This window comes from Arenibacter amylolyticus (assembly GCF_002150785.1).
Taxonomy (GTDB): Bacteria; Bacteroidota; Bacteroidia; order Flavobacteriales; family Flavobacteriaceae; genus Arenibacter; species Arenibacter amylolyticus.
In genome coordinates, this window is record NZ_MTAZ01000015.1 from 104,520 (window position 1) to 129,223 (window position 24,704).

Annotated in this window: 13 protein-coding genes and 1 tRNA gene; 5 read left to right on the top strand and 9 right to left on the bottom strand. The window is 40.1% G+C overall.

Annotated elements, in window-relative coordinates; genetic code table 11:
* The first annotated feature begins 125 nt into the window (after window positions 1-125).
* The 3 genes from BV214_RS07785 to nhaA all read left to right on the top strand — a co-directional run bounded on the left by BV214_RS07785 (window position 126) and on the right by nhaA (window position 4,583).
* Complete coding sequence (locus tag BV214_RS07785; protein ID WP_086476941.1) at window positions 126-1,325, top strand: CynX/NimT family MFS transporter; 1,200 nt, start codon at window positions 126-128, stop codon at window positions 1,323-1,325.
* 171 nt (window positions 1,326-1,496) lie between these two features.
* Window positions 1,497-3,080 carry an arylsulfatase gene (locus BV214_RS07790; RefSeq protein WP_086476942.1) on the top strand — a complete coding sequence of 528 codons (1,584 nt, stop codon included), beginning with the start codon at window positions 1,497-1,499 and terminating at the stop codon, window positions 3,078-3,080.
* 189 nt (window positions 3,081-3,269) lie between these two features.
* Window positions 3,270-4,583 carry a Na+/H+ antiporter NhaA gene (gene nhaA, locus BV214_RS07795; protein ID WP_086476943.1) on the top strand — a complete coding sequence of 438 codons (1,314 nt, stop codon included), beginning with the start codon at window positions 3,270-3,272 and terminating at the stop codon, window positions 4,581-4,583.
* A 228-nt stretch (window positions 4,584-4,811) separates the two neighbouring features.
* Here the strand turns inward: nhaA and BV214_RS07800 are convergent, their stop codons facing one another.
* The 3 genes from BV214_RS07800 to BV214_RS07810 all read right to left on the bottom strand — a co-directional run bounded on the left by BV214_RS07800 (window position 4,812) and on the right by BV214_RS07810 (window position 11,552).
* Window positions 4,812-6,407 (bottom strand): sulfatase family protein, encoded by a 1,596-nt coding sequence (locus tag BV214_RS07800; protein ID WP_086476944.1) that lies wholly within the window; start codon window positions 6,405-6,407, stop codon window positions 4,812-4,814.
* 277 nt (window positions 6,408-6,684) lie between these two features.
* The gene (locus tag BV214_RS07805) at window positions 6,685-8,424 is read right to left on the bottom strand and encodes a RagB/SusD family nutrient uptake outer membrane protein (RefSeq protein WP_086476945.1); all 1,740 of its coding nucleotides are present in this window, start codon (window positions 8,422-8,424) and stop codon (window positions 6,685-6,687) included.
* 14 nt (window positions 8,425-8,438) lie between these two features.
* Window positions 8,439-11,552: a SusC/RagA family TonB-linked outer membrane protein gene (locus BV214_RS07810; protein ID WP_086476946.1), complete on the bottom strand. Its 3,114-nt coding sequence runs from the start codon at window positions 11,550-11,552 to the stop codon at window positions 8,439-8,441.
* A gap of 260 nt (window positions 11,553-11,812) precedes the next feature.
* Here BV214_RS07810 and BV214_RS07815 point away from each other — a divergent pair, with 260 nt between their 5' ends.
* A complete protein-coding gene (locus tag BV214_RS07815) occupies window positions 11,813-14,800 on the top strand; it encodes a ligand-binding sensor domain-containing protein (RefSeq protein WP_086476947.1) in 2,988 nt (995 codons plus the stop codon).
* 150 nt (window positions 14,801-14,950) lie between these two features.
* Here the strand turns inward: BV214_RS07815 and BV214_RS07820 are convergent, their stop codons facing one another.
* The 3 genes from BV214_RS07820 to BV214_RS07830 form a co-directional block, all read right to left on the bottom strand.
* Window positions 14,951-17,566 (bottom strand): sodium:solute symporter family transporter, encoded by a 2,616-nt coding sequence (locus BV214_RS07820; protein WP_086476948.1) that lies wholly within the window; start codon window positions 17,564-17,566, stop codon window positions 14,951-14,953.
* A gap of 497 nt (window positions 17,567-18,063) precedes the next feature.
* Window positions 18,064-19,266 carry a DegT/DnrJ/EryC1/StrS family aminotransferase gene (locus tag BV214_RS07825; RefSeq protein WP_086476949.1) on the bottom strand — a complete coding sequence of 401 codons (1,203 nt, stop codon included), beginning with the start codon at window positions 19,264-19,266 and terminating at the stop codon, window positions 18,064-18,066.
* Window positions 19,267-19,307: 41 nt separating this feature from the next.
* Entirely contained in the window at window positions 19,308-19,949 is a 642-nt protein-coding gene (locus BV214_RS07830) for an NAD(P)H-dependent oxidoreductase (protein WP_394334923.1), read from the bottom strand.
* A 343-nt stretch (window positions 19,950-20,292) separates the two neighbouring features.
* Here BV214_RS07830 and BV214_RS07835 point away from each other — a divergent pair.
* Window positions 20,293-20,380: transfer RNA gene (locus BV214_RS07835), tRNA-Ser, on the top strand.
* A gap of 364 nt (window positions 20,381-20,744) precedes the next feature.
* Here the strand turns inward: BV214_RS07835 and BV214_RS07840 are convergent.
* The 3 genes from BV214_RS07840 to BV214_RS07850 form a co-directional block, all read right to left on the bottom strand.
* On the bottom strand, window positions 20,745-21,875 hold the full coding sequence (locus tag BV214_RS07840) for an alkaline phosphatase (RefSeq protein ID WP_086476950.1): 1,131 nt from the start codon (window positions 21,873-21,875) through the stop codon (window positions 20,745-20,747).
* Between the two features lie 308 nt (window positions 21,876-22,183).
* Entirely contained in the window at window positions 22,184-22,993 is an 810-nt protein-coding gene (locus tag BV214_RS07845) for a glycerophosphodiester phosphodiesterase (protein ID WP_086476951.1), read from the bottom strand.
* A gap of 249 nt (window positions 22,994-23,242) precedes the next feature.
* A complete protein-coding gene (locus BV214_RS07850; protein ID WP_086476952.1) occupies window positions 23,243-24,703 on the bottom strand; it encodes a RagB/SusD family nutrient uptake outer membrane protein in 1,461 nt (486 codons plus the stop codon).
* Window position 24,704: the final 1 nt, after the last annotated feature.

The window sequence follows — 24,704 nt, forward strand, 5'->3', positions numbered from 1 at the left end:
CCCAATTAGGAAAACTTCCAAATTCGTTGAACTCTGGTGGGCCAAATAATACAGCGGCAGGAAGATATCCTCCTTATGTTTGCTTATTTTTACGTTTCGCATAGCTTTAAATTATTAATTACTCCATGCCAGTAACCAAGCCCACAAAAAAGGAAAAAACGTTTAGCCGTAATGATATTTTATTGATTATTGGCATCCTTTTTATTGCTATTAACCTACGGCCTGCCCTTGCCAGTGTTGGGCCGTTGGTAAGCCATATACGGACTGCTACCGGTCTTTCCAGTTCTATGTTGGGTTTGTTAACCACCCTGCCTTTAATTGCCTTTGGGGTAGTCTCTTCCCTCACCCCATTGTTTACGAGGCGTTTTGGCATTGCTGGCACCTTGTTTGGAGCCTTGTTCCTATTGGCCATTGGCATAGGAATTAGGTCTATACCAGGAATTTTACCCCTTTATTTAGGGACGCTGCTGTTTGGAATTGCCATCGCTTTTGGAAATGTACTACTGCCTAGTCTCACAAAGCGGAATTTCTCTACCAGATCTGGTTTTGTTACCAGCCTTTACTCTAGCGTTATGGCCATTGGAGCCTCCTTAGCCGCTGGGGTAAGCGTTCCTTTGGCAGACGGCACAAATTTAGGTTGGAGAGGTTCCTTAGCTGTATGGGCCATCTTGGCTGTAATTGGTTTCCTATTATGGATTCCCCAACTTTCGAGGATAGGAATCTCGGACCAAAAACGAAGTTATAGAGCCGCTATGAAGGCGCTGGGAAAAGCCCCAAAAGCCTGGAAAATCGCTTTTTTTATGGGCTTGCAATCCCTCACTTTTTATGTAATTCTAGCATGGCTCCCAGCCATGGTACAAAGTAGAGGGTACGATGCCGATTATGCCGGATGGATGCTCTCTCTTTCCCAGGCAACGGGAATTATTGGCTCTATAATTATTCCCTTGTGGGCCGGTAAACGAAAAGACCAACGCCATATTGTAATTGTTTTAATGCTAGTGGAAATTATTGGGGTGTTGGGATTATTGCTACCTACACTGGGCTTTATTGCCCTATGGGTAACCTTGATTGGGTTTGTTCTAGGGGGCACTTTTGGCTTGGCCCTTCTTTTTATAGTTTTAAGATCCAAAGATTCCGATACCGCCACGGAATTGTCTGGTATGGCGCAATCCATTGGATACGTGATTGCAGCTACCGGCCCCATTGTTTTTGGCAGCCTGTACGACTTTACCGGTGGATGGACCACCTCCTTACTACTTCTACTTGTGATCATCGTGCTTAAAATGTATATGGGAATAGGAGCTGGAAAACCGGGCAAGATTTAGGGACTCAAGTCCTATGTCTCTAAGCGGTGATCCACTCTTTAATTTAGGGGAAGACTCAATCCGTCATTGAATTCTTCCCGTGGACGCTATAAGGCACCTACTTACAAATCTACAGCTACTGTTCTTTGGGATTTTCTATCTTTATCCAAATAGTATCTTATAAGTAATTCAATGACTAAGCATCCACCTTCTTATACTTCTGGGAACCCCTTTTCCCATGGCACCTCCATTTTTTACCTTTTACCACTTTTACTAATTCTTTTAAACTGTTCAGAGCCCGTAGAACATGCGCAACCCAACATCATATTAATTTCGGTGGATGACATGGGGTGGTCCGACCTAGGGTCTTACGGCGGAGAAATAAATACTCCAAATTTAGACCAACTTGCCCAAGGTGGAATGCGATTCAGGAGTTTTTACAATGCAGGGAAATGTTTCCCCTCTAGGGCCGCAATGCTTACCGGTGTATACGCACAGGATTGCGGCTATGATAAAACCCATACCAACCCCATCCGCAACGCGGTAACTTTGGGAGAGGTTTTGCAGGAGGCAGGCTATGCCACTTATTTCTCTGGCAAACACCATGGAATGGAAAATCCTTATGACAGGGGGTTTCAACGGTTTTACGGATTAATAGACGGAGCTTTCAATCACTTTAATCCAGGGAAGCAGAGAGAAGGGGAACCAAAACCGGCTCAAAAAAGAAATGATCGGCAATGGGGCATAGATAGCACCGTATTAAGACCCTATACACCTAAGGAACGCGATTTCTATTCCACCGATTACTTTACCAACTATGCGCTGGAATTTTTGAACAGTCCTCGCAAAAAAGACGAACCCTTCTTTCTCTACCTCTCCTATACCGCGCCACACGACCCACTAATGGCTTGGCCAGAGGACATAGCAAAATACAAGGGGAAATACGATCTGGGCTATGAACAGGTTAGACAAAGAAGATTTGAAAACCAAAAACAACTTGGACTATTGGGTGAGCAAGTAACCCTCTCTGCTCCTACCCATCAAAAATGGGAAAACCTGTCTCCCGAGGAACAGGCGTATGAGGCTTCCGTTATGGAAGTATATGCAGCCATGATAGATAGGATAGATCAAAACATAGGGAAACTTTTAAATAAGCTAGAACAATTAAATGCCTTAGACAACACCTTAATTCTATTTGTGTCGGACAATGGCGCTTCGGCAGAGGTGGTAAACCTAAAGGATGACGATGATACTGCGGCACTTGGCTCTATGGCCAGGTGGACCTCCCTACGGGGCGACTGGGCCAATGTAGCCAACACCCCTTTTAGGCACTACAAAAACTACAATAACGAAGGGGGCATAAACAGCCCTCTAATTGCCTACTGGCCTAAAAAAATAAAACCCAACACCTTTACGGACTATCCAGGACATTTTATAGATTTTATGGCTACCTTTCTAGAGGTCTCCGGGGCCCACTATCCTCAGAATTATAATGGACAGCGAATAACACCCCTACGGGGCAAAAGTTTATTGCCGGTCTTTAATAATCCCAAGCTAACCCGTACTGGTCCCCTATTCTGGCAGTGGAGGGAAAGTGAGGCCATGCGCTTGGACCAATGGAAAATAGTCCGCCATCAAAAAAACGCCCCTTGGGAATTATATAATATGGCCCATGACCCAACGGAAATTTACAATAATGCATTGGAAAACCAAGAGAAGGTGAAAGAACTCGCTACTATGTATGGAGAATGGATATCCCAATATGTTAATGAATGACAACTTTTTAGCAAAATCGAGGTGGCGATTAGGGATTTGATTTCCTTGAATTTAGCAAGAGTCCCCTTGTAAATACAGCAGTATAGGATGGTTATTAAAAGATAAAAATAAATACTCAAGCCTAATTAAATTCTAAAGAATATTACTATTTTTGAGAGTAACTACGTATGAATGCACTAAACTCCAACCATGATAAAGCGAAGAATACTCATTCCTTTACTGAATTTCTCTAAAATAGAAAGCTTTAGTGGCATCCTTTTGTTTACTGCCACCATTATAGCCATGATATGGGCAAACTCCAGTTATGCCGATTCCTATCAAGCTTTATGGCATTATCATTTGGGTATAAGTTCGGAAACCTTCGAATTTACTTTGCCTTTGCACTATTGGGTGAATGATGCCCTAATGGTCTTCTTTTTCTTTTTAATTGGGTTGGAAATTAAACGGGAACTTTTGATCGGAGAACTGAACAGCTTGCGCAAAGCGGCCCTCCCCATGTTTGCGGCCCTTGGCGGAATGCTAATTCCCATGAGCTTGTTCCTTCTCTTGAACGACTCTCCGGAAACACAGGCGGGATGGGGAATTCCCATGGCCACTGATATCGCTTTTTCACTTGCTATTTTAAAGGTTTTGGGCAACAGGGTTCCCTTAAGTTTAAAAATATTTTTAACGGCCTTTGCTATTGTAGACGATTTAGGCGCCGTAATCGTCATCGCCCTGTTCTACAGCTCAGGGATAGATTGGATGCTACTTTTTTATGCCTTTCTACTCTTAGGCTTACTTTTTTATCTCTCTTACCGCAATCTATACTCCAAAAACGTTATGATTGTCTTAGGGATAGTGATTTGGATCCTATTCTTTAAGTCGGGCATCCACCCCACCATTGCTGGGGTATTACTGGCTTTCACCGTACCGTTAAGACAAAAGATTGATATGGATTCCTTTATGGAACAGCTTTCGGATATCTCCAAGGGATTTGCCAAAACAGAACGAGACTACCTTCCTGTACTATCCAGTGAGCAAATTGTTAAAATGGACGAACTGGAGGCCTTAGGTAACAAATTTAAATCGCCCTTACAACGTTCGGAGCACAAGCTGCATGGATGGGTAGCCTATTTTATTATGCCTGTCTTTGCATTGGCAAACGCTGGGGTAGCCGTAGGTACCGGTATGGAAATGGATACCGCCTTATTGTTCCATATAGCCATTGCCTTGTTTGTAGGCAAATTGTTGGGAGTTACCTTATTCTCCTGGATAGGAGTAAAATTGAAGCTGGCCATTTTACCAGACAATATTTCCTTTAAACGAATTATGGGAGTTGCCATCTTGGCTGGAGTTGGATTTACCATGTCTATTTTTATCGCGAATCTGGCATTTGCAGACAACCCCGTTATAGTAGACTCCGCAAAAGTAGGTATCATGGTTGGTTCCGGAGTTTCCGGTATTGTGGGTTATCTAGTGTTGCGATTTAGTGGGCAAAGAAAAAAGCTTGAAACAAGCTAATACTTCCTATTTATAACCACAGGACATAATCAAGACTACCTATACCTAGGGGATTAAGCCAATAAAATGCCCTTAGAGTTCCATTCACCGAGACACATTTTAGCTGGGGCTAATAGTAATGCAGAACAACATATGTGTAAAAGAAATGGCCCTGTGACAGGTGATGTTCATAGGGCCATTTTTTTTGGTAACCAAAGCTTTAAGCTAGCTTGCCTATCCGCCTCAAATTTAATCTTCTAAATTCCTATGCGTTTTATCCTTGTACAATTGGATATAGTGATTGTCCAAGGTTTCAGAGTCCTTATATTTCTCACGGACTTCTTTCAACTTTTGTTTCATTTCTGCTACCACCTCTGCATACTTAGGATCGTTATACACATTGTTCATTTCTTGAGGATCATTGAGTCGGTCATAAAGTTCCCAAACATCCACATCGTGGTAGAAATGAATAATCTTGTATTCCTTGGTAGCAATACCGTAGTGTCTTTTCACCGCATGTTCTGCAGGGTATTCGTAATAGTGGTAGTAAACAGCATCCCTGTCCCACTTTTCCTTTTTTCCGGTCAATAATGGCACTAAACTCTCCCCTTGCATATCTTCGGGTGCATGTACGCCAGCCATTTCCAAAAATGTCTGGGCAAAATCTAGGTTCTGCACCATTTCATCCTCGGTAGTTCCAGGGGTAATTTTATTAGGCCATTTTATTAACAAGGGTGTTTTAAAGGACTCGTCGTACATAAAACGCTTGTCGAACCAACCATGCTCTCCTAGGTAGAACCCTTGGTCCGAGGTATAAATAATTACGGTATTATCGGATAGATCATTATCATCCAAATAGGTCATTAATCGGCCTACATTATCATCTACGGAGGCTATGGTTCCCAAATAATCCTGAAGGTAGCGCTGGTACTTCCATTCCATCAACTCCTTATTGTCCATTTCAGGATACCTTTTCTCAAAATCCTCGTTTATAGGTCCATACACGCTGTCCCAGCTACTACGCTGCTCTGGTGTCATTCGGTATACCTCGTTCCTATTCAAGCCAGACTTAATATCCAGTCGGTCTAAAACATCCTCTGCTATCTTATTATCATAAGAAAGATGCATATGGTTTAAAATATTCATCTCGGCGGTTTGTGCTGCCACCCTCCCCTCATAATCGTCAAACAGCGTTTCTGGCAAGGGGAATGTTTTTTGGGTAAATTCCTTATAATGCTTTTCGTCTGGATACCAAGCCCTATGCGGTGCCTTGTGCAAGTACATTAGTAAGAATGGTTTTTCTGGAATCCTGCGGTTTTCCATCCAATCCAAAGCGAGATCTGTAGTAATATCGGTTACATACCCATTGATAATGGTATCGCCCTTTTGTGTAATAAACCTAGGATTGTAATAGCTACCTTGTCCAGGAAGTATTTTAAACTCATCAAAACCTTTGGGGTTATTGCCAAAGTGAAGCTTACCAAACATGGCTGTTTGATAGCCGGCCTTTTGTAGAATCTGTGGAAAGGTAACATTGGTAGTATCAAACTTACTGAGGTTATCTATCTTTCCATTGAGGTGACTGTGCTTTCCAGTAAGGATTACTGCTCTAGAGGGAGCACATATAGAATTAGTGACCGTAGCATTGGTGAAGAGCATCCCTTCATTGGCAATACGATCTATATTAGGGGTTTGGATCAGCTTATCACTATAGGCGCTAATGGCCTGATACGCATGATCATCGGACATTATAAAAATAATATTCGGTTGCTTTTCTTTCGCCTGTTCTTTTTGGGCACAGGAGGTTAAAACCAACAAAAAACCAAGGATGTATAAATATTTCATAGCTAATTAAATTAAAGAAAAATCCTTCATTAAAAATAATCTTGAAAAAGCATGTTCCCAAAAGAATCTTAAACCCAGCAGAGTTTTTAACGATGTAGGGAATAATAAGTTTCTATTTTATTAAAAAAGGATTAAAGTTGATCCTTTTTTATACTCGTAAATAAGAATCTAAAATAAATCCCGCCCAACAAAATTCGTCGAGCGGGATTAACTAATTAACAACTAATAAAACTAGCTGGAATTAGCATCAAACTATGGGTATAGTCGATACTAATCGCTATTCCCAGCCAGGATTTTGTGTAACAGCACCATCGGTCAGAACAATTTGCTCTGTTGGAATAGCTGATAAATAATCCCTGTTAGGGTTAAATCCAAATCCACTAGGAATGGCATTGATATAAGGATCAATATAACCTTCCTCATTTACGAGGATAGAACTTCCAATTAGATCGGCAAATTCATCTTCCATATCACTACCGATAATTTTAAATCCTTGATGTCTTTGACCAATGATTAGGTGATCTGCTTTCCAACGCATAAGGTCGTCAAAACGCTTACCTTCCAAAGCCAACTCTACTCTACGCTCTCTTCTAATTTCATTAATAAGGTCACTTACCTCTGGGAATGCTTTATTAGGATCTGCAACTGGAGTTAGCGTTAGCGGTGGCATACCCACACGGGCACGCAACAAGTTGATGGATTTATCCAAATCACCTTGTGTTAATGTTCCCAATTCCGCTTTAGCTTCAGCAAAGTTCAAAAGCACTTCCGCATAACGGTAAATAATAGCTCCAATAGTACTTTCTGTTCTTTGTCCCTCATCGGTGCTTCCACCTTTATAGATTTGGTATCCGGTAGTGGAAACCACTTCATTGTTATCCCTAAAAGTAGGATATTCGAAGAAAATATCAGGATTTCCAGCTCTTTCTGTGATTAGATCTCCAGGCGTTGCGATGGTCTGTGCCAACCTAGGGTCTCTATTCTCAACAATAGTGCTTAGACTACTTTCCTGACTAGAGCTGTAGAGCGGACTAATTGCTATGGGCTGTCCGTCCACACTTAAGTAAGAATCCACCAAAGATTTTGTTACTCCGGTACCCGCTCCGTTTTGTGGAATATAGTGACCAACTCTATGGTCTACACCTTCGGAAGTATCGTATTTTTTCCAGAACATCACTTCAGAAACTCCAGAATAATCTACTTTATTGAAAAGACTCCAATAGGTGTTTTCCTCTCCGTTGTTATAAAGCGTGTAATTCCCTTCATTAATTAAGGTCTCTGCAGCATCTGCAGCCAATTGTAGGAACTTGGCACTTTCGTTGGTTGGAGCCGCAAATGCAGTTCCCTCATGGTATTTTTCCCAAGTACCTTCGTACAATGCTACGTTAGATTTTAAGGCTAAGGCCATTCCTCTGTGCACTCTAAATGCTTCCGTAGATGATTTGGGCTTTAGGTTGGCAATTGCCTTATCCAGATCTTCAACAATTTTTGTGGCCAATTCATTTCTAGGTATTCTAGGCGACATCAATTCCGGAGAATCGGTATTGAGCACCTTGTCTATGTAGGGAACCCCTCCAAATTTCTTCAACAAATCAAAATAGAACATGGCTCTGAAAAAATAAGCCTCCCCGTTATAAGCCTCAATTTGGTCTTGTGGTCCTTCTGCGGTTCCACTGTTTTCCAAATAATAATTAACGCTCCTAATTCTACTGTAATTACTATTCCAAGTACCATCGGAAGTTGGTGCCGTATTATTACTTCCGACAAATCTGGTATTAATATTAATATCGGCTAGGTTGTCACTATTATTATCAAATTCGAAGATTCCTCCGTTCCAGCCGCTATGCACTGGAAAGGTAGTATAGAACTGATTTAGGAACAACGCCAAGTCATTGGGTGTTTTCCAATATTGCTCCGGAGAAATCTCGTCTTCCGGAAGCTTATCCAACAAGTCATCGCTACAGGATACGGCAAAGACTGCTAGCAGCAAAAATGTAATGTGTCTTATGTTTTTCATATGTTTTGTATAATTTAAAATTGTACGTTCAGACCCACTGAGTATGATTTCTGTAAAGGATAGATTTTTCCATTCCCCCAGTATCCACCGGTAGCCTCTGGATCAAATATTCCAGAAATTTCAGAAAGGGTGATTAAATTCTCTCCGGTCATGAAAATTCTTAGCTTTTTCAACCCAAGATTTTCAAGAATATTGGACTGGAAGTTATATCCAAGACTAATATTCTTTAAGCGGAAGTAAGCTGCATTCTGCAGATACCTAGTCTGTGTTTGCTGGTTTCTCCAAGTAGACCTAAAGGTTGGTCTTGGGAAAAATCCATCAGGATTCTCTTCGGACCAATAGTTTAGATGCTCTTTCATCCCTGCAGATTGCCATAGGTTATCCACGGCACCAAAGGTATACGGTCCACCCGTCCATAAATCCCTTTTAGCAACACCTTGCCATAGCATGGAAAAATCGAACCCTTTATAATCCAAGCCAGCGTTAAAACCAAAACTATATCTAGGGGTAGAGTTTCCAATTACCTTGCGGTCTCCAGGATTATCGGTAGTAGAATCCCCATAATCTATTCTGCCATCCCCGTTTAGATCCTTGTAATGAACATCACCAGGATACCAAACACCTCCATAAATCGGGGTCTGATCTGGTCCGTTGTCAATTTCTTCTTGACTTTGGTATAGGCCTACCGTCTCAAAACCCCATATTTCCCCTAGTTTTTGACCAGTTCTATAGGTATTCAATAAGTTGTTAGGGTTAGAGTACTCAGTTACAGTAGTTACCGCATCAGAAAGTACTAATCCTAAATTATAATTAACCTCACCAATCATATCCCTCCAAGAAACATTAAAATCGAAACCTTTAGTTTCCAAGTTAGCGTTATTGGATTGTGGCGCAGAGGTACCTAAAACAGCAGGAAGACGCTCGGCCGGACCAAACATATCTTCTGTAGTTCTTATAAAGTACTCAAAAGACAACTGTAAACGGTTCGTGAAAGCCGCAATATCTATTCCGTAGTTATCCGTAGTAACGGTTTCCCAAGTAATATCTGGACTAATAATTCCAGGAGTTAGGGTATAGTTTGGTCTTCCATTGTTACCCAACCACCATAGGTTAGTTCTTACTGGCATACGGCCAATGTATAGGTAGTTCGATACGTTTTGATTTCCGATACTACCAGTGGAATATCTCAATTTAAACATTCCAATCTGATCTATTCCCCAGAAGTCCTCCTTCGCAATGTTATAACCTGCAGAAACGGAGGGGAAGAAATCCCACCTGTTTGCTGGTGCAAAACGGGAAGAAGCATCATAACGTCCATTAACTTCAAAAAGGTATTTTTCCTTGTAGTTATAGGCAAACCTACCAAAGTATCCTTGGGTTGCAAAAGAACCTGCAGAGTCGTTCACATGGTCTTCACCTACAGCAGTAGAGATAGATGGCACCCCATCTGTAATTAAATCGTTTTTAGCACTGTAAATGCTAGAATACTGTGTATCCTCTTGCTGATATCCAACTAATCCGGAGAAGTTATGCGCTTCATTAACAGATTTGTCATAAGATACTACCAAGTTTGGAGACAAGTAGGTGTTCTCGCTAGCGTATCTAGAAAAACTATTGTTATTTCTTACAAAACGCTCTCTACCATCGGGTTCAATAACAGATACCTTGGCAAAGTGATTACTATTATTAAAATGCTTAGTTCTATACAGCAAGCTTGGCTTAATTTTCAAATCCTTAATAGGCTCAATAACCAAGTTGATAGATCCATCTAAACTTTGATCGATACCGGTGTATCGGCCACCATCCAATAGAAAAGGAATTTCGGAACCATCACTATAGTCACCATTGGGCATAACCACACCATTAACTGGCCATCTTCTGGCAATGTTATGTAGGTACAACCCACGGTCATAACTCGGTCTATCGGTCTCTGCACGCGCTAACCTTAGATTAGCAGCAAAGCTCAACCAATCATTCACCTTACTGGATACTTTAGAGTTAAAAGTGTAACGTTGGTAAGAATCGTCCCCGTAATTCATAATTCCAGGTGCATCCAAGATAGATCCAGATACGTTATAGTTAACGTTTTTTTGTTTTCCAGAAAAACTAAGGTTGTGTTGCTGACGGTGAACAACACTCTTATACATTTCCTTAAACCAGTTGGTATTGGCATTAGATCCCGTGTACTGTTGCCAACGAGTTCCATCTGAATTGGGAACGGTTACAGGAGTATTTACCGGATCTGCCAAATAGGCTTTGATACGGTCCATTACCTCGTCGGAAAAAACCACCCCGCTTCCACCATTGGTGGCAGCCAAATTAAAATAATTGGCAAACTCCAAGGAGTTCATCATATCCGGCGTATTTAGAGGGGAAGAAAAGATAAAGTTATTGGAGTAGGTAAACGTATTACCATCCAATGCCTCACCACTCTTGGTTTTTACAATAATCACCCCGAATGCAGCCCTAGAACCATAAATAGCGGAAGAGGCAGCATCTTTAAGAACGGATATATTATCTATATCATTAGGGTTGATATTGTTAAGGTCATTAGGGTTATCCAAAGGGATATCATCTACAATAACTAGAGGAGAACCGGTTCCTTGTAAGTTTCCAACTCCACGAATACTAATATTCATATTAGCACCTGGCTCACCTCCAGAGTTACCTACAGTTAGGGAAAGCCCTGGAGCAGCACCTTGCAGTCCCTGCATAACGTTGTTTACAGGTCTACTTTCTAGTTGCTCACCTGATACAGTACTTACAGATCCTGTTAAGTTCTCCTTTTTCTGCGTTCCATACCCAACTAGTACCACTTCTCCTAGCTCTTCTGCCTGTGGCTCTAAGGAAATATTTATTTGAGTTCTTCCATTTACGGCTATATTTCCTGTTGCATAGCCCAAATAGCTCACCACAAGGGTTGCATTCCTATCCACTTTAATCTCAAAGTCACCATCAAAGTCGCTCACCACTCCTCTGGTAGTCCCTTTTTCTACTACACTGGCCCCTGGAACGGGATCCCCGGTTTCCGCGTCAGACACCGTACCTCTTACGGTAATCGTTGGCTGCTGTGCAAATAGGTGCGCTTGCACCAATAATAAACAGCAATAAAATAAGATTTTCTTCATTTGAATTGTTTAGGTTAATTAATTAGTTAATCAAATAAAACTTCTTAAGCAGGAGCTAAAAAGTCATATTTCTGATTGCCAAATTAGCCAACGTTAAATGTATCTTAAAGTTTTAAGGGTATAAATTTAGGTTACATGGGGTTACAAACAGGTTACATGCACTCTTTATTTATTTGGTGAAAATCTTTGAAACCATCATGTTAATTAGGATGATTGAGGATATTTCCCTTTATTTGTTCCTCATAATATTAAGTTAACATATGAATAAATTTAAGTTAACATCTACGATTGTTTTATTAATACTCCATGTACTTGCATACACTCAAGAAAGAATACTCCCATTCCAAAATCTATCCTTTCAGGATGGGTTATCGGACAATAACGTGAGCACCATTCTACAGGATAGTGATGGTTTTATATGGTTGGGAACCAAATTAGGAATAGACAAATACGACGGACAAAACATAAAGACCTATTTCCTCCCCAATGAGAACAACCAAGTAAACTCCTTAGTACAGGATCATAGCGGTAGACTTTGGGCAACAACTACGGAAGGGTTATATTATTTTAATATAAAAAGCGATCAATTTGAACGCTATATCTCCTCACATCCCTCCATTGACAGCAGTTTGCAGGGATACATTCCCAATGTACTGGTACTGCAATCCGGAGCCCTGTGGTGCACCACCACCAATAATGAAATTGTTTCCCTATTTCCTTATGAGGACAAGGCCGATGAAATCATAAAAATGCCTGTGGAAGATGGTGAAGAGAATGCAGGTAGTGCAACGGACCTTTTACAGGATAATAATGGTGTTATATGGATAGGCACAAGTAACGGTAAGCTTTATAAGTATTTGGACTCCAAATTTACCCAGACTAACTTTCGAGGAAACGAGGCCCATATCAACTCCCTATCCATGGACCCATATGGCCTCTTATGGATTGGAACCAACGGCAATGGCTTGTTTAGCTACCACCCTAAAATCCAAACAACCCAACATTACGCTACCCAAGTAGAGGAATTAGACAAGCGCATATCCAATAATATTGTTCTGGATGTTATGGCAGATAGGGATAACAATATTTGGATAGGAACAGATGGAGGCGGACTAATTCTCTATGAATCCAAGAACAACAGATTCATTACTTTTAAACAAAACTCATATACCAATTACCCTATTGCGGACAATTCTATCTTGAGCATCCATCAGGGAGAAGACAACGTAATTTGGGTAGGTACAGTGCACGGTGGTGCCAGCTATTTTAAATATTATGCCACCATAAGTCATATTCCCGCTTCGGATTTAGCTTTTGACCAGATAGATGAGCAGAGCTCGCAAATATTAGAGGCTTCCAATGGAGATATATGGATTACGGCCGGTAGAAATGGATTGCGAAGATACAATCCAAGTAGTGGAAAAGTCACTGTATTTAAGGACGATCCTTCAAAGGACAACGACCTTAACGGAAATAATATTGTGTCCTTGCTTCAAGACAACCGAGATAGGATTTGGATTGGGACTTACAATGGTGGATTAAATATTTATGACCCCTACAACAATAGGTTTTTAGAGGCTGAGGATCGATTTAACAGCATTGCTATTTTTGCTATGGAGCAAGATTCCGAAGGAAATGTCTGGGTAGGAACCAATAATGGCATTCGGGTATATAATTCCGATTTAAAGATTGTGAATCACTTTAATTTAGACAATACCCCTAATCTCAACTCTAACTTTATTACCAGTTTATACGAAGATATAAAGGGCGATATGTGGGTAGGCACCAATTTAGGGCTGAACGTTTTTAAGCAAAATAAAGTACTCTCCTATATTTCAGATAAAAACAATCCCAACTCTCTTAGTGGCAATCGAATTAGATCTATCACGGAAGACGATGATCTTTCAGTACTTATTGGCACTTATGGCCATGGATTAAATAGGTATCATAGAACCAAGGATACGTTTACTAGGATTGGTAAGAAAGATGGATTGGAAGCCAGCATCATTGGGGGAATATTTTTAGATAAGGACAAAAACATATGGTGTAGCACCAACTTAGGGCTCAGCAAAATTTCTCCGGATGGTACCACAGCAAATTTTGGCCTTCGTCACGGAATCCAGGCTTATAGCGGTGGAAGTGCCATTATCAGCAAGGACAACCAAATACTAATGGGAGGCAGACTAGGGCTCACCTATTTAAATGCATCTGAATTTAAGGAAAACAATTCAGACGAACCTAAAAAAGTGTTTTTTACCACAGCAACCGTAGTTGGGGAAAACGGAACAGAGGAAATCAATTTGGCATCCAATGCAAGCAAGCATATTACGCTCTCCCCCCAAGACAAGCTTTTATCCATCCATTTTTCCAGTTCGGATTACTGGAGTCCCCAAAATAATAAATATGCCTATAAGTTGGTAGGATTAAATAACGAATGGCAAACCATTGGGAACCAACAAGTACTAACTTTTTCCAATTTAGATCCAGGCAAGTACTCTCTAATGGTTAAATGTGCAGATGCCATTTCTAACGAAGAAAGGTCTTTGGCTTCTATTTCCATAACTGTACTCCCCTCCTTCTGGCAAAAAGCCTGGGTAAGGGCATTGATTGTACTAATTGGCATCCTTCTTATACTGTTATTTATAAGGTGGCGGATATCGTCCATTAAAAAACAGCAGGAACAATTGGAATTGTTGGTTGCATCCAAAACCAAAGAGGTAAAGGCGCAGCAAGAGAAAGCGTATCAGAGTGAAATTGCTCTCTTAAACGTAGAAAAAGAAAATCAGAAGCTAAATCAGCAAAAACTGAGGGAAGAACTTAATTTTAAAACGGAGGAACTCACTAATTACACTTTACGAACCGTTCACAAAAACAACCTCTTGACCCAAATAAAGGATAGTTTGATCCATGAGACCAAAGCAAGTACCCCCAAAAAAGGTAATCTAAAAAAAATAGTACATCTTATTGACGACAGCTTAATACTAGATGAGGATTGGGATAATTTCTATCACCTTTTCAATCAGATCCACACCACCTTTATCAATAGCCTAAAAGATTATTGCCCTCAACTTAGCGATCGGGAAATTAGATTATGCGCTTTAATCAAGCTCAACTTTACTTCGCAACATATAGCCACCCTCTTTGGAATTTCATTGAGTTCTGTAAAGGTTGCGCGACATCGTCTACGGAAAAAATTGAATATTGCGGAAAACCAAAGTTATGAGGACTTTTTTGAAACCCTTACCTAATAAGGAGAAGACTCCCCTCTACGGTATTTGTTTAATAAGAATCACTAGGGCACTTCAACCAAAGGAAACAAAAAAACCTGCTTTAATTCAATAGGAATAAAGCAGGCCTTTAAAAATTACCTAACCAACGGTATGCACTCTAAATTTAATCTATTTCTCCTTGGGATTACTGTTTTTGAATATCAAACTAAACAGGTATCCAAAACCAAAACAGGAGGCCACCCCAATAAAGGAGTACATTAAAAAGTTAATGGAGGTGTATACGCTGATATACCATAATAATATACCACTCACCACTAATCCTAGCAGGGTCCCGGTGCTATTTGCACGTTTAGTTAGCATTCCCAAAAGGAACATTCCTCCCAAACCACCTGTAAACAAGCCTAAGAATCTATAAAACTGATCCCACAGCGATTTAATATTGGAATTCGCCATCCAAAGGGCCAACAAAACTCCAAATACTCCAACAAAAACGGTGACGATACGAGCTACTTTAAGCATTCCCACATCGTTTAATCTAGGATTGTACCGTTTGTACAAGTCATTACAGAAAGCCGTGGAGACCGAATTTAAGCTACTACTGATACTAGACATGGCTGCAGAAAAGATTCCCGCAATAAGCAATCCAGAAACTCCTACGGGCAATTCCTTAACAATATACCAAGGGAACAGGGAGTCGTTATTGGAAATGGCCGGCGAAAGTCGGTCTGGCATTTCAGTATAAAAAATATAAAGCAACGTACCTATACCAAAGAAAATGATAGTAGCTGGTAGTGTTAACAAGGCGTTGGTATATAAAGTCTTTTGAGAATTTTTCACACTAGTACTAGTTAGATACCGCTGCACAATGGTCTGATCCGTACCTTGGGTTACCATAGCCGATGCCAAACCTCCTATAAACACCACCCAGAAGGTAGAGTCTGTGAAATTAAAATTGAAATTTATGATATTAAACTTTTCATTTTCCGAAGCGTAGGCCATCATTTCCGGAACTGGGGTCTCTGTATGCAAGAGAACCCAAACAATGGCAACAATACTACCTCCCATTAGCACAACTACCTGTAATACATCCGTCCAAATAACAGCCTCTATACCACCAAATGCCGTATAGAGTACGCAGAGAATCCCCATCATCAGAATACAGGTTTCCACAGAAATACCGGTTACAATGGAAATTGCCAGCGAGGGCAGTAATAATACAATACCGATCCGACCTAACTGGAAAAGGATAAAAGAGATACTCCCAATAGCTCTAGCCAAGTAATTAAAACGTTTTTCCAAGTACTCATAGGCCGTGGAAATATGCAGCTTGTTAAAGAAAGGAATAAACAAAAATGCAATTAAGGGGGTAATTGCTATAGCCGCAATATTCAACATAAAGAACGACCAATCCGTTATAAATGCCTTTGCTGGGATAGCCATAAAAGTAATGGCACTCAATAAGGTCCCAAACACACTAAGACCTGATGCCCACCATGGAATACGACCACCTCCAATAAAATAATCGTCCGTAGACTTTTGTTTTCTGGCAAAATAAACTCCAATCAAAAGTGAAACCAAAAGATACAAGGCTAATACCGTATAGTTTAGAAATCCAAAGGAATGAGTAGGTTCGTCCACGCTAAATTGAAATACCTCTGGTGTTCTAATTCCTGGAGAGATTTCTCCGGAAACAATTACAAAGTCTTGATCTTTTTTTATTCCAAGGGTAGTAACCGGTAGCCCTTGGTCTAAGGTATCGTATACATACCACTGATCGGTTATGGTGTTAAACGCCAGGATTTCCTTGCTAAATCCAGGGTGATTGTTAAGAATAGAATCGCGCTTAGCTGTTAATTGCTTAACAATACTATCATTTTGGGCCTCGCTAATTTGCTTACCGAAGGTCTCCAACTGGGTAAAAAGCACTTCATCCGATCCGCCGTAGAGCATCACGTGCATGGACCCCATTGGTTCCGCAACCGCTCCCATGATTACTCTAGGCGTTCCATTGATGGTTAAATCCCCTTTATCTATCCATATCTTTTTATTGAGATCATAGGAAAGAAATTGAGATATGGGAGTGGATATACTTCCTTTAGTTTGGTTTCTTCCTCCAATCAGAAAAATATTCCTGGAATGGGGAGTATCCTGAACCACCATCGCATGAAGGGCTCGGGGTTCTCCTGGGAAATCTTCCAGTTTTTCCCAAGCTTTTCTTTCGCTTAAATTTAAACGATAAAATGAGTTGCTACTTTTTTCGGAATTCATCCCCCCAGCCACATAGACATAGTCATCTTCCACTACGGCCGAGGTATAGGCCAAGGCTTCTGGAAGATCTGGGTAGCTAACAATATCGATATCTTTCTTGGACTGATTGTAAGAAAGTAAGATAACGCTCTTACTTACCGTGTCTTTGTTATCACCACCAATAATTAAAACCCCTTTATCCGTAGAAACGGATGCTCCATAGCCCAAGGGCATTGGCAAGGTTTGGGCAGACAGTCTCCAACTGTTGTTTTCTAATATATAAATAGAATTATGCCACACTTTGGCACCCCCTTCCCATGGTAACCCATTAGGGAAATTAGCACCGCCGGCAACGATAAGCACCCCGTTGTGCACACCACCCATCATTCCAGCAAATCCCAGGGATTTGCCCCCTTGCTCTTGAGCTGGCAAGGAAGGTAGTTTGGACATTTTTATATTAGAGACATCTTGCCCTTGAAGCGCAGTGGTTAATAAAAATAACCAAACAAAATAGGAGAGAACTTTACGTATTTTCATTATACTACCGTTTATCAATACATTAAGGGCCACAAGATAACAAATCAAGTATTATGTATAACATATAGCCTTCTTTTTTATTACCAAAACCTCGAATTTAACATTATCAATCTGGACAGCCAAAAAAGAATCATACCTTAGATTAGCGGAAAGGAGTTACTGAGCGTACACATAGAAGGCTGACTTACAGTAGAGAAGACAAATACCCTTCATCTAAAAGCTATCCATGCTCCCCTTGCTTGGCGTATATAAAAATAATAGTGAAGTAGCGGCCATACACTACCCAGTCTTACTAGAAAACAAGCAACGCCTATCCAATATCCTTCTACATCGAATAACTAGGCATGAGAATCGCCAATAACCAATTAAACTTAGAGGGGATGTTTATTAGTCCCTAACCTATTGGAAATTGAAAAGAGGAGCTACATAGAAAAGCATCCTACACCAGGTTGAAACCCTCGGTATAGGACACTAAGTCCCATAAAAATAGCCCATACTTAATATTCAGTGAGGACTTTTTTAATGGCTGTTGCCATATTTTCAGCTCTTTCTCTCACCACTTCCTCTGTCCACCCCAGTTTTATAAGACAAGATATAGTACGCCCCACCCAATGATCCGATTGGGCAAAGTTGGTAGTGTTATAATCTAGCACCCCATCTTTAATATGGTCCGATACGGGGCTCAGGGATTTTAAATCTTTAAGATGCTCCCACTTCCTATGGTAGTGCCAATTATTATCATACCAATAAAAACAGGCATCCACTCCGTGTTCTGTTAAGGAGGTGATGGCTTTGCGGGCCAACTCTTCCGTAGGCAAGAAAAAACTGAGGAAGGAATAATTTTCCACCCCATTTGTTGGCACCCTTCTAAACGTTATTTCTGGAATGGATTCTAGGGCCGTACGCAGGATGGTGTAATGTTTTTTCTGAATATCTAAAAATTGATCTAACCTAGCAATCTGTGCCAGACCTACTGCAGCATGCAATTCTGAAATTCGATAGTTATACCCAAGGAAGGGGTGACTCTCTGCTCCCCTATCGTTCCCGATATGATCATGACCGTGATCGGAAAACTGATGGGCTGTGGTATAAAACTCCTCATTATTGGTGATAAGGGCACCTCCTTCACCACAGGTAATGGTTTTTACATAGTCGAAAGAAAAACATCCCAGATCCCCATAACTTCCCAAAGGCTTCCCTTCATAACTACCCCCTATGGCCTGGCAGGCATCCTCTATCATTAGTAGGCCATGTTGGTCACAAACAGCCTTAAGAGAAGCTAAATTGGCCATGGAGCCACACATATGCACGGGCATCACCACCTTAGTTTTCTCTGTGATCGCTTGTTCTACTGCTTTAGGGTCTAAGGTAAGGGTATCATCCACATCCACTAAAATTGGAGTGGCCCCTACGGATAGGACAGCTTCAAAACTAGCCACAAAGGTAAAAGTAGGTAGTATCACTTCGTCCCCTGCCCCAACCTTGGCACAGGCCAAAGCTACAGTGAGCGCTGCGGTACCACTACTTACCAAATGAGCGTGATTCACCTGCATTCGATTCTCGAGCGCTTTCTCTAGCTCCTTGGCTTTCCAATGTCCATTTCTCATTCCGTCAAAACCATAGCGCATAAGCACTCCTGATTCCAACACTTCATTCACCTGCGCTTTTTCTTGATCACCAAATAGTTCAAAACCTGGCATAAATCTATATTTTGTTTAGTTGAAATTAATTGTAATGGTAGTTAGGTAATATGCACTACACTATCCTTAAGGTTTTTGCGGACTTTTTTAAGGCTTGCAAACATATCATCATGGGCCCTATATCCAACGGGAAGTACCAGAACGGAGGTAAGCTTATCTTTTTCTAGCCCCAATAATTGGTCATAGGCAGAAGGATTAAAACCCTCCATAGGGCAAGAGTCTATTCCTTCCATGGCACAGACGGTTAATAAGGTCCCCAAGGCAAGATATGCTTGGTTGGTAGCCCATACCCGAACTTCTTGTCGCTCTTTTTTAGAAAAGTTATCTACCAAGGCCCCTTTAAACGGCTCTAAGATTTCATCTGCGGTATTGCGTATCTGTTTAACCCTATTAAAATAATTATGAATGAATTCCTTATCGATTTTCTTTTCGATACAAATGATAAATACGTGCGAAGCCTGCCCTACTTGTTCCTGACCGTAGCTGTGTTTTACCAGTTCCTGTTGCAGTTTTTTATTCTGTACCACTACCAGTTTAATGGGTTGCAAACCATAGGAGGAGGCCGTTAGATTAAAGGCCTGCTCTAAAATTTGTTGTTTTTCCTGGGTCAGCAACTGATCGGGGTCAAACTTTTTTACCGCATAACGCCATTGCAATTTCTTTATAACATCCAAATCACTCATTTTTATTTTCAAAACTTAATTAGGTGCAAGTACTATTGGGGCAATTACTTTTTCTTTTGCCCACCGCTGTTCTCCTAAGTTTTAGGGACATTTTTTTCCTTTCTCGTAAAAAAGTCAAAGTTAAGTTAATTATCCAATTCCACTAAGCATTGCCCAGCAAAAGTAGGGTGAGAATGGCATAAGATGATGATTACTAGCTGCTGACTAAACCGCAACCTAAGCTTAGGAATCCATTTTTAGGTTCTATAGAGTAGAAGATTATAGGATTTATCACTTTGAGTAAAAATAAAAAGCAAAAAACCTTTTATTAAGTTGAAAAGGTTTTTATATTTGCACCCGCTAAGGAGAAATGGCAGAGTGGTCGAATGCGGCGGTCTTGAAAACCGTTGAGGGTCACACCTCCGGGGGTTCGAATCCCTCTTTCTCCGCCAAAAGGAAACCCATAACGAGAGTTATGGGTTTTTTGTTTTCTGTAGCTTCCGAAGTTTACTTCAAAGAAGCGGAGGAAAACAAAAAAACAACAAGCGATAGCTTGTTATGGTTTCCATGATTGTAATGGATTCCCCATCTGGGATGCACGAAGTGAATCCCTTATTCTTAAAAACTTCCGAAGTTTACTTCAAAGAAGCGGAGGAAAACAAAAAACGGAATACGCGTAGCAGGTGATGGTTTCTATGATTGCCCAGGATACCCATCTGGGATGCACGAAGTGAATCCCTTATTCATAGAAACCTTCCGAAGTTTACTTCAAAGAAGCGGGGATCAAGATCAATTGTTGTGTTTATGCAAAAGATTTTAATCCCTATTACTCCAATTAGTGGCTTCCATTATCTTGTGAAAGATTTCAGTATTTTCATAGACTCCAGAAAATGCTTCAGATCCGGGGCCATAAGCAAACACAGGGATTAATGTTGCCGAATGCCCAGTGGTAGAAAAAGTCCCCGTAATTTCATTGTAATCACTATAAGATTTGCCTTCTTCAGTTTGCTTAGGAGTTGATGATAGGGTAAATCCTCCGGTTTCGTGATCCCCCGTTACTAGTACTAATGTATTCCCATCTTTCTCGGCAAAATCCAAGGCCACACCTATGGCGTCGTCAAAATCAATTAGCTCTGAAATAAGATAGTCCGCATCATTGGCATGACCACCCCAATCTATCTGAGAACCTTCTATCATGATGAAAAAATTAGAATGTTCTTCATCCTTATTAAGGAATTGTATTCCTAATTCGGTTGCTTTAGGTAAAAAGTCACCACGACCTTTCGCTACAGGATCCATACTATCTTCGGCCAATATATAGGCCATTTTTGAATATTGCTTAACTTCTTCAAAGTTACCTAGCGCCAAAGTATCTATTCCAAAACCTTTTGCTTCTAGGTCCCCCAATAAATTCTGCCCATCTTTTCGTTTATTAAAAAACTTTCTACCACCGCCTGCAAAAAAATCAATATCAGAATGGACCATATCCACCGCAATATCTTCATAGAGTCCCCTGTTTATTACGTGAGCATAGAAACTCGCGGGAGTAGCATGTTGTATGGATGACGTGGCAATCACACCAGTTTTAATGTTTTTCGGCGATACAATCTCAACCAAAGTTTTTACTTCACTCGAATCATTAGCCACACCAATGGCCCCATTATACGTCTTTATTCCTGAGGCAAATGCTGTTGCACCTGCGGCTGAATCCGTAATATTTTGTTGTGATGAAGAGGTATTAATAAGTCCTATGGAGTTAAAACGTGCAAAATTTGGACTGGTTTCTTTAAAATAAAAAGCCGATGATATCTGTGACAAACCTGTACCATCTCCAATTAAAAGAATCACATTCTTTGCCTTTTCGAGGTTTTCATCGGTATGCACTGTAGTTTTACAAGAGAGTAATGTTAATAATAGAAGAAATAAAATGGCGTTTTTATATATCATGATCTTGTGCTTATGTTTAGTGCCAACGGCCTTAAATAATATTACTTGGGAATTTTATGCGCCTAACATAGTAAATTTAATCTGATTAGTGGAATCGTAAGAGATTTCTTTAATCAATAAAGCTAACATCAACGATTAGTTTATAAGTTGTGCAACCCTGGTCTATTAGCCCCCCTACTCCACTTGGTCCCAGGTAGGTTTTCGCTCCCTAGAATTAAATAAGCTATAAGCCTTTTAAATACACTTGTAGCCTTCCCCTATTGCTTTAGGCTCCCCAGTTTATGGGATAGTTCCTGTTATTTTTTAATCTACCTAAAAAAGGATTCGAACATAGAATCAATTTGAAAATGCTTTACTCCTGCCACTTTCAGCCGATCTGCTCCTTCTTGGGCTTTTTCCATCACAGACTCTTCTTTAAAGGTCCACTCATTAACTACACCAACGGTTAAAATCCCATGACTTTTAGTCCATTCCACATCTTCTTTGGAAATATTCCCGGAAAACAAATAATAATTATTTGAATTAAAATCAGACTTCAACATATTTTCTTCTAACTGTTGGCGGGTACAGCTTAATTTTACTTTCCCTGTAAAGAATGGTGTAGATTCTTCTGTTCCGATCATCAGGGCATTTTCTAAAAGTTCATATTTCTCTAATAGCTCCACTACGCTACCAAATAATCGATCATCCTTCCCTCTTATTTTATTATCGACCATCACTTGTAGGTTGTTTTCTTGGCAGAATTTTAGCGCTTCTTCAAACGATAGTACCTTATTTCCAAATACGCCGTTCAACTCTTTGATTTCCTCCCATTCCATTTCCGAAACAGCTAGATCTACCCCAAAGTACCTTTTAAAATTTGAGTCGTGATGGATAATCAATACACTGTCCTTAGTAAGCCTCAAATCAATTTCGACCATCCAATATCCAGAGTTGGAAGCTTTTTTCAATGCTTCTATACTATTTTCGGCGGTATTACTATCTACAACCCCTCCCCTATGCGCTATTAAACGATATTCACTTTGTGCATCTTCTTTAATTTTTTGCCCATATATAGGACATAAGCAAAAGGCAAATACGATTACCAAGAGGTTAAATTTTAATATAGTTTCTTTCATTTCAGTTTTAATTTACGATACCAAATAGGAACAAAGCCTAGAATTGGAATATAGATGAACGATAAATGTATCCTACTAGGTAAAATACATTTATCGTATAATTTTTGCTCTTCTAACATCCTTAAACGCATCATATAACAAGCCTATCCACAATCTTTGGGGAGTGATGCATTAAACATTCCAATGGATTGCGAATCCTTGCGGTATCTATTGTTGCTAAAGGTTTTTGTAATTCCTCTCTTCAGAATTTTAATAATTTTCATTTTGGTTTAATACACCATTACTTTTATCAATTTCCACTTGAGGTAATGGAAAAAAGTAGTTTTTTGGGCTTTCAAAATCAATCCTATTAAAATCTGCATGATGAACAGCATCTGGATTGCTTAATAATTCGGCAATATTCACCCAACCTAAACGGTCCCACCTAACCAAATCAAAAAACCTTCTATTCTCCCCAGCCAGCTCTAATCTGCGTTCTTTTATTAGGTCATCTTTACCTGCATTGATTAAGGGTTCGGCTCCAGCTCTTTCCCTTACCATATTAATTTCGCTATCACCAGCCCCAATACCATTCTTCCTTATTTTAGCCTCAGCAACCAATAGATAAACATCGCTACTTCTCATTAAGGGTATAAGCAAATCAAAATTTAATTTACCATCAGCCGTAAAGGTGGTGTATTTATTAAAATGATATCCAGTTTCAGAAGTATTACCATCATACACTATGGTGCTATTTCCAAGATCTATTTCATCTCCATCAGCCCACAAGGTGGCCTCTCGTCTTTTATCCGCTCCAAATTCATCAAATAGACTTTTCATTGGGTGAAAGAAATTCCACCCTCCTAAATGGCGCGGACTAAAATAATAGATTGTAGCGCTATTTCGCCAATCGCTAGAAGATGCTACATACAGTAACATTTCTGGCGTAGCCGTGGTTTTTTGTCTGAAATTATCCTGGAAATTTGCACTTAGCTGATAATTGTTATTTCCAACTACCTTTTCTCCATTTTCAATAGCTAGGTCTAACTTATCCTCGTTACCTGGGTAGGAAGACCAATGCATGTATAATTGGGTTAAATAAGCATAGGCCGAACCTTTATTTACTCTACTAGCTGATGCAATTTCTGGAAGCAGATTAGCTGCCTCTTTCAGATCGTTTTCAATGTGAGCTAAAACTTCTTCTACAGAGGATTTAGGCTTATTATAATTTGCCGACACCACATCTTCTTCCATTATTAATGGGAATTCTCCATATGGAAGATATAGCCACCAATTAGCAAAGGCTCTAAAAAAATAAGCCTCCCCTAAACTTCTATTTTTTATATCGGAGGATATATTCTCCATCTGCTTTACATTTAACAGAATATTATTTGCCCTCGAAATCATTTCATACTTCCATTTCCATCCTTGGTTAATTTGAGGATTGGAAGCATCAAAAGTAAAGGTCTCAATGGCCTCATCTTCAGAATGATCTCCGGCACGGTAAACATCATCAGAACAAATATCCCAAGTGTAATCTGCATGTGCCACAAAATCTTCTGTAATTAAGATACCATATAAACCTGTTACAGCATCTACGACGGCCTTTTCGTTGGTAAAATAGTTTTCTTCCGTGTAGACTCCTTTAACATCAATTTCCAGCACTTCTTCACATGATAAAATCATTATGAAAACTGGTAGTAACATTAGTATTGTTATATATTTTTTCATT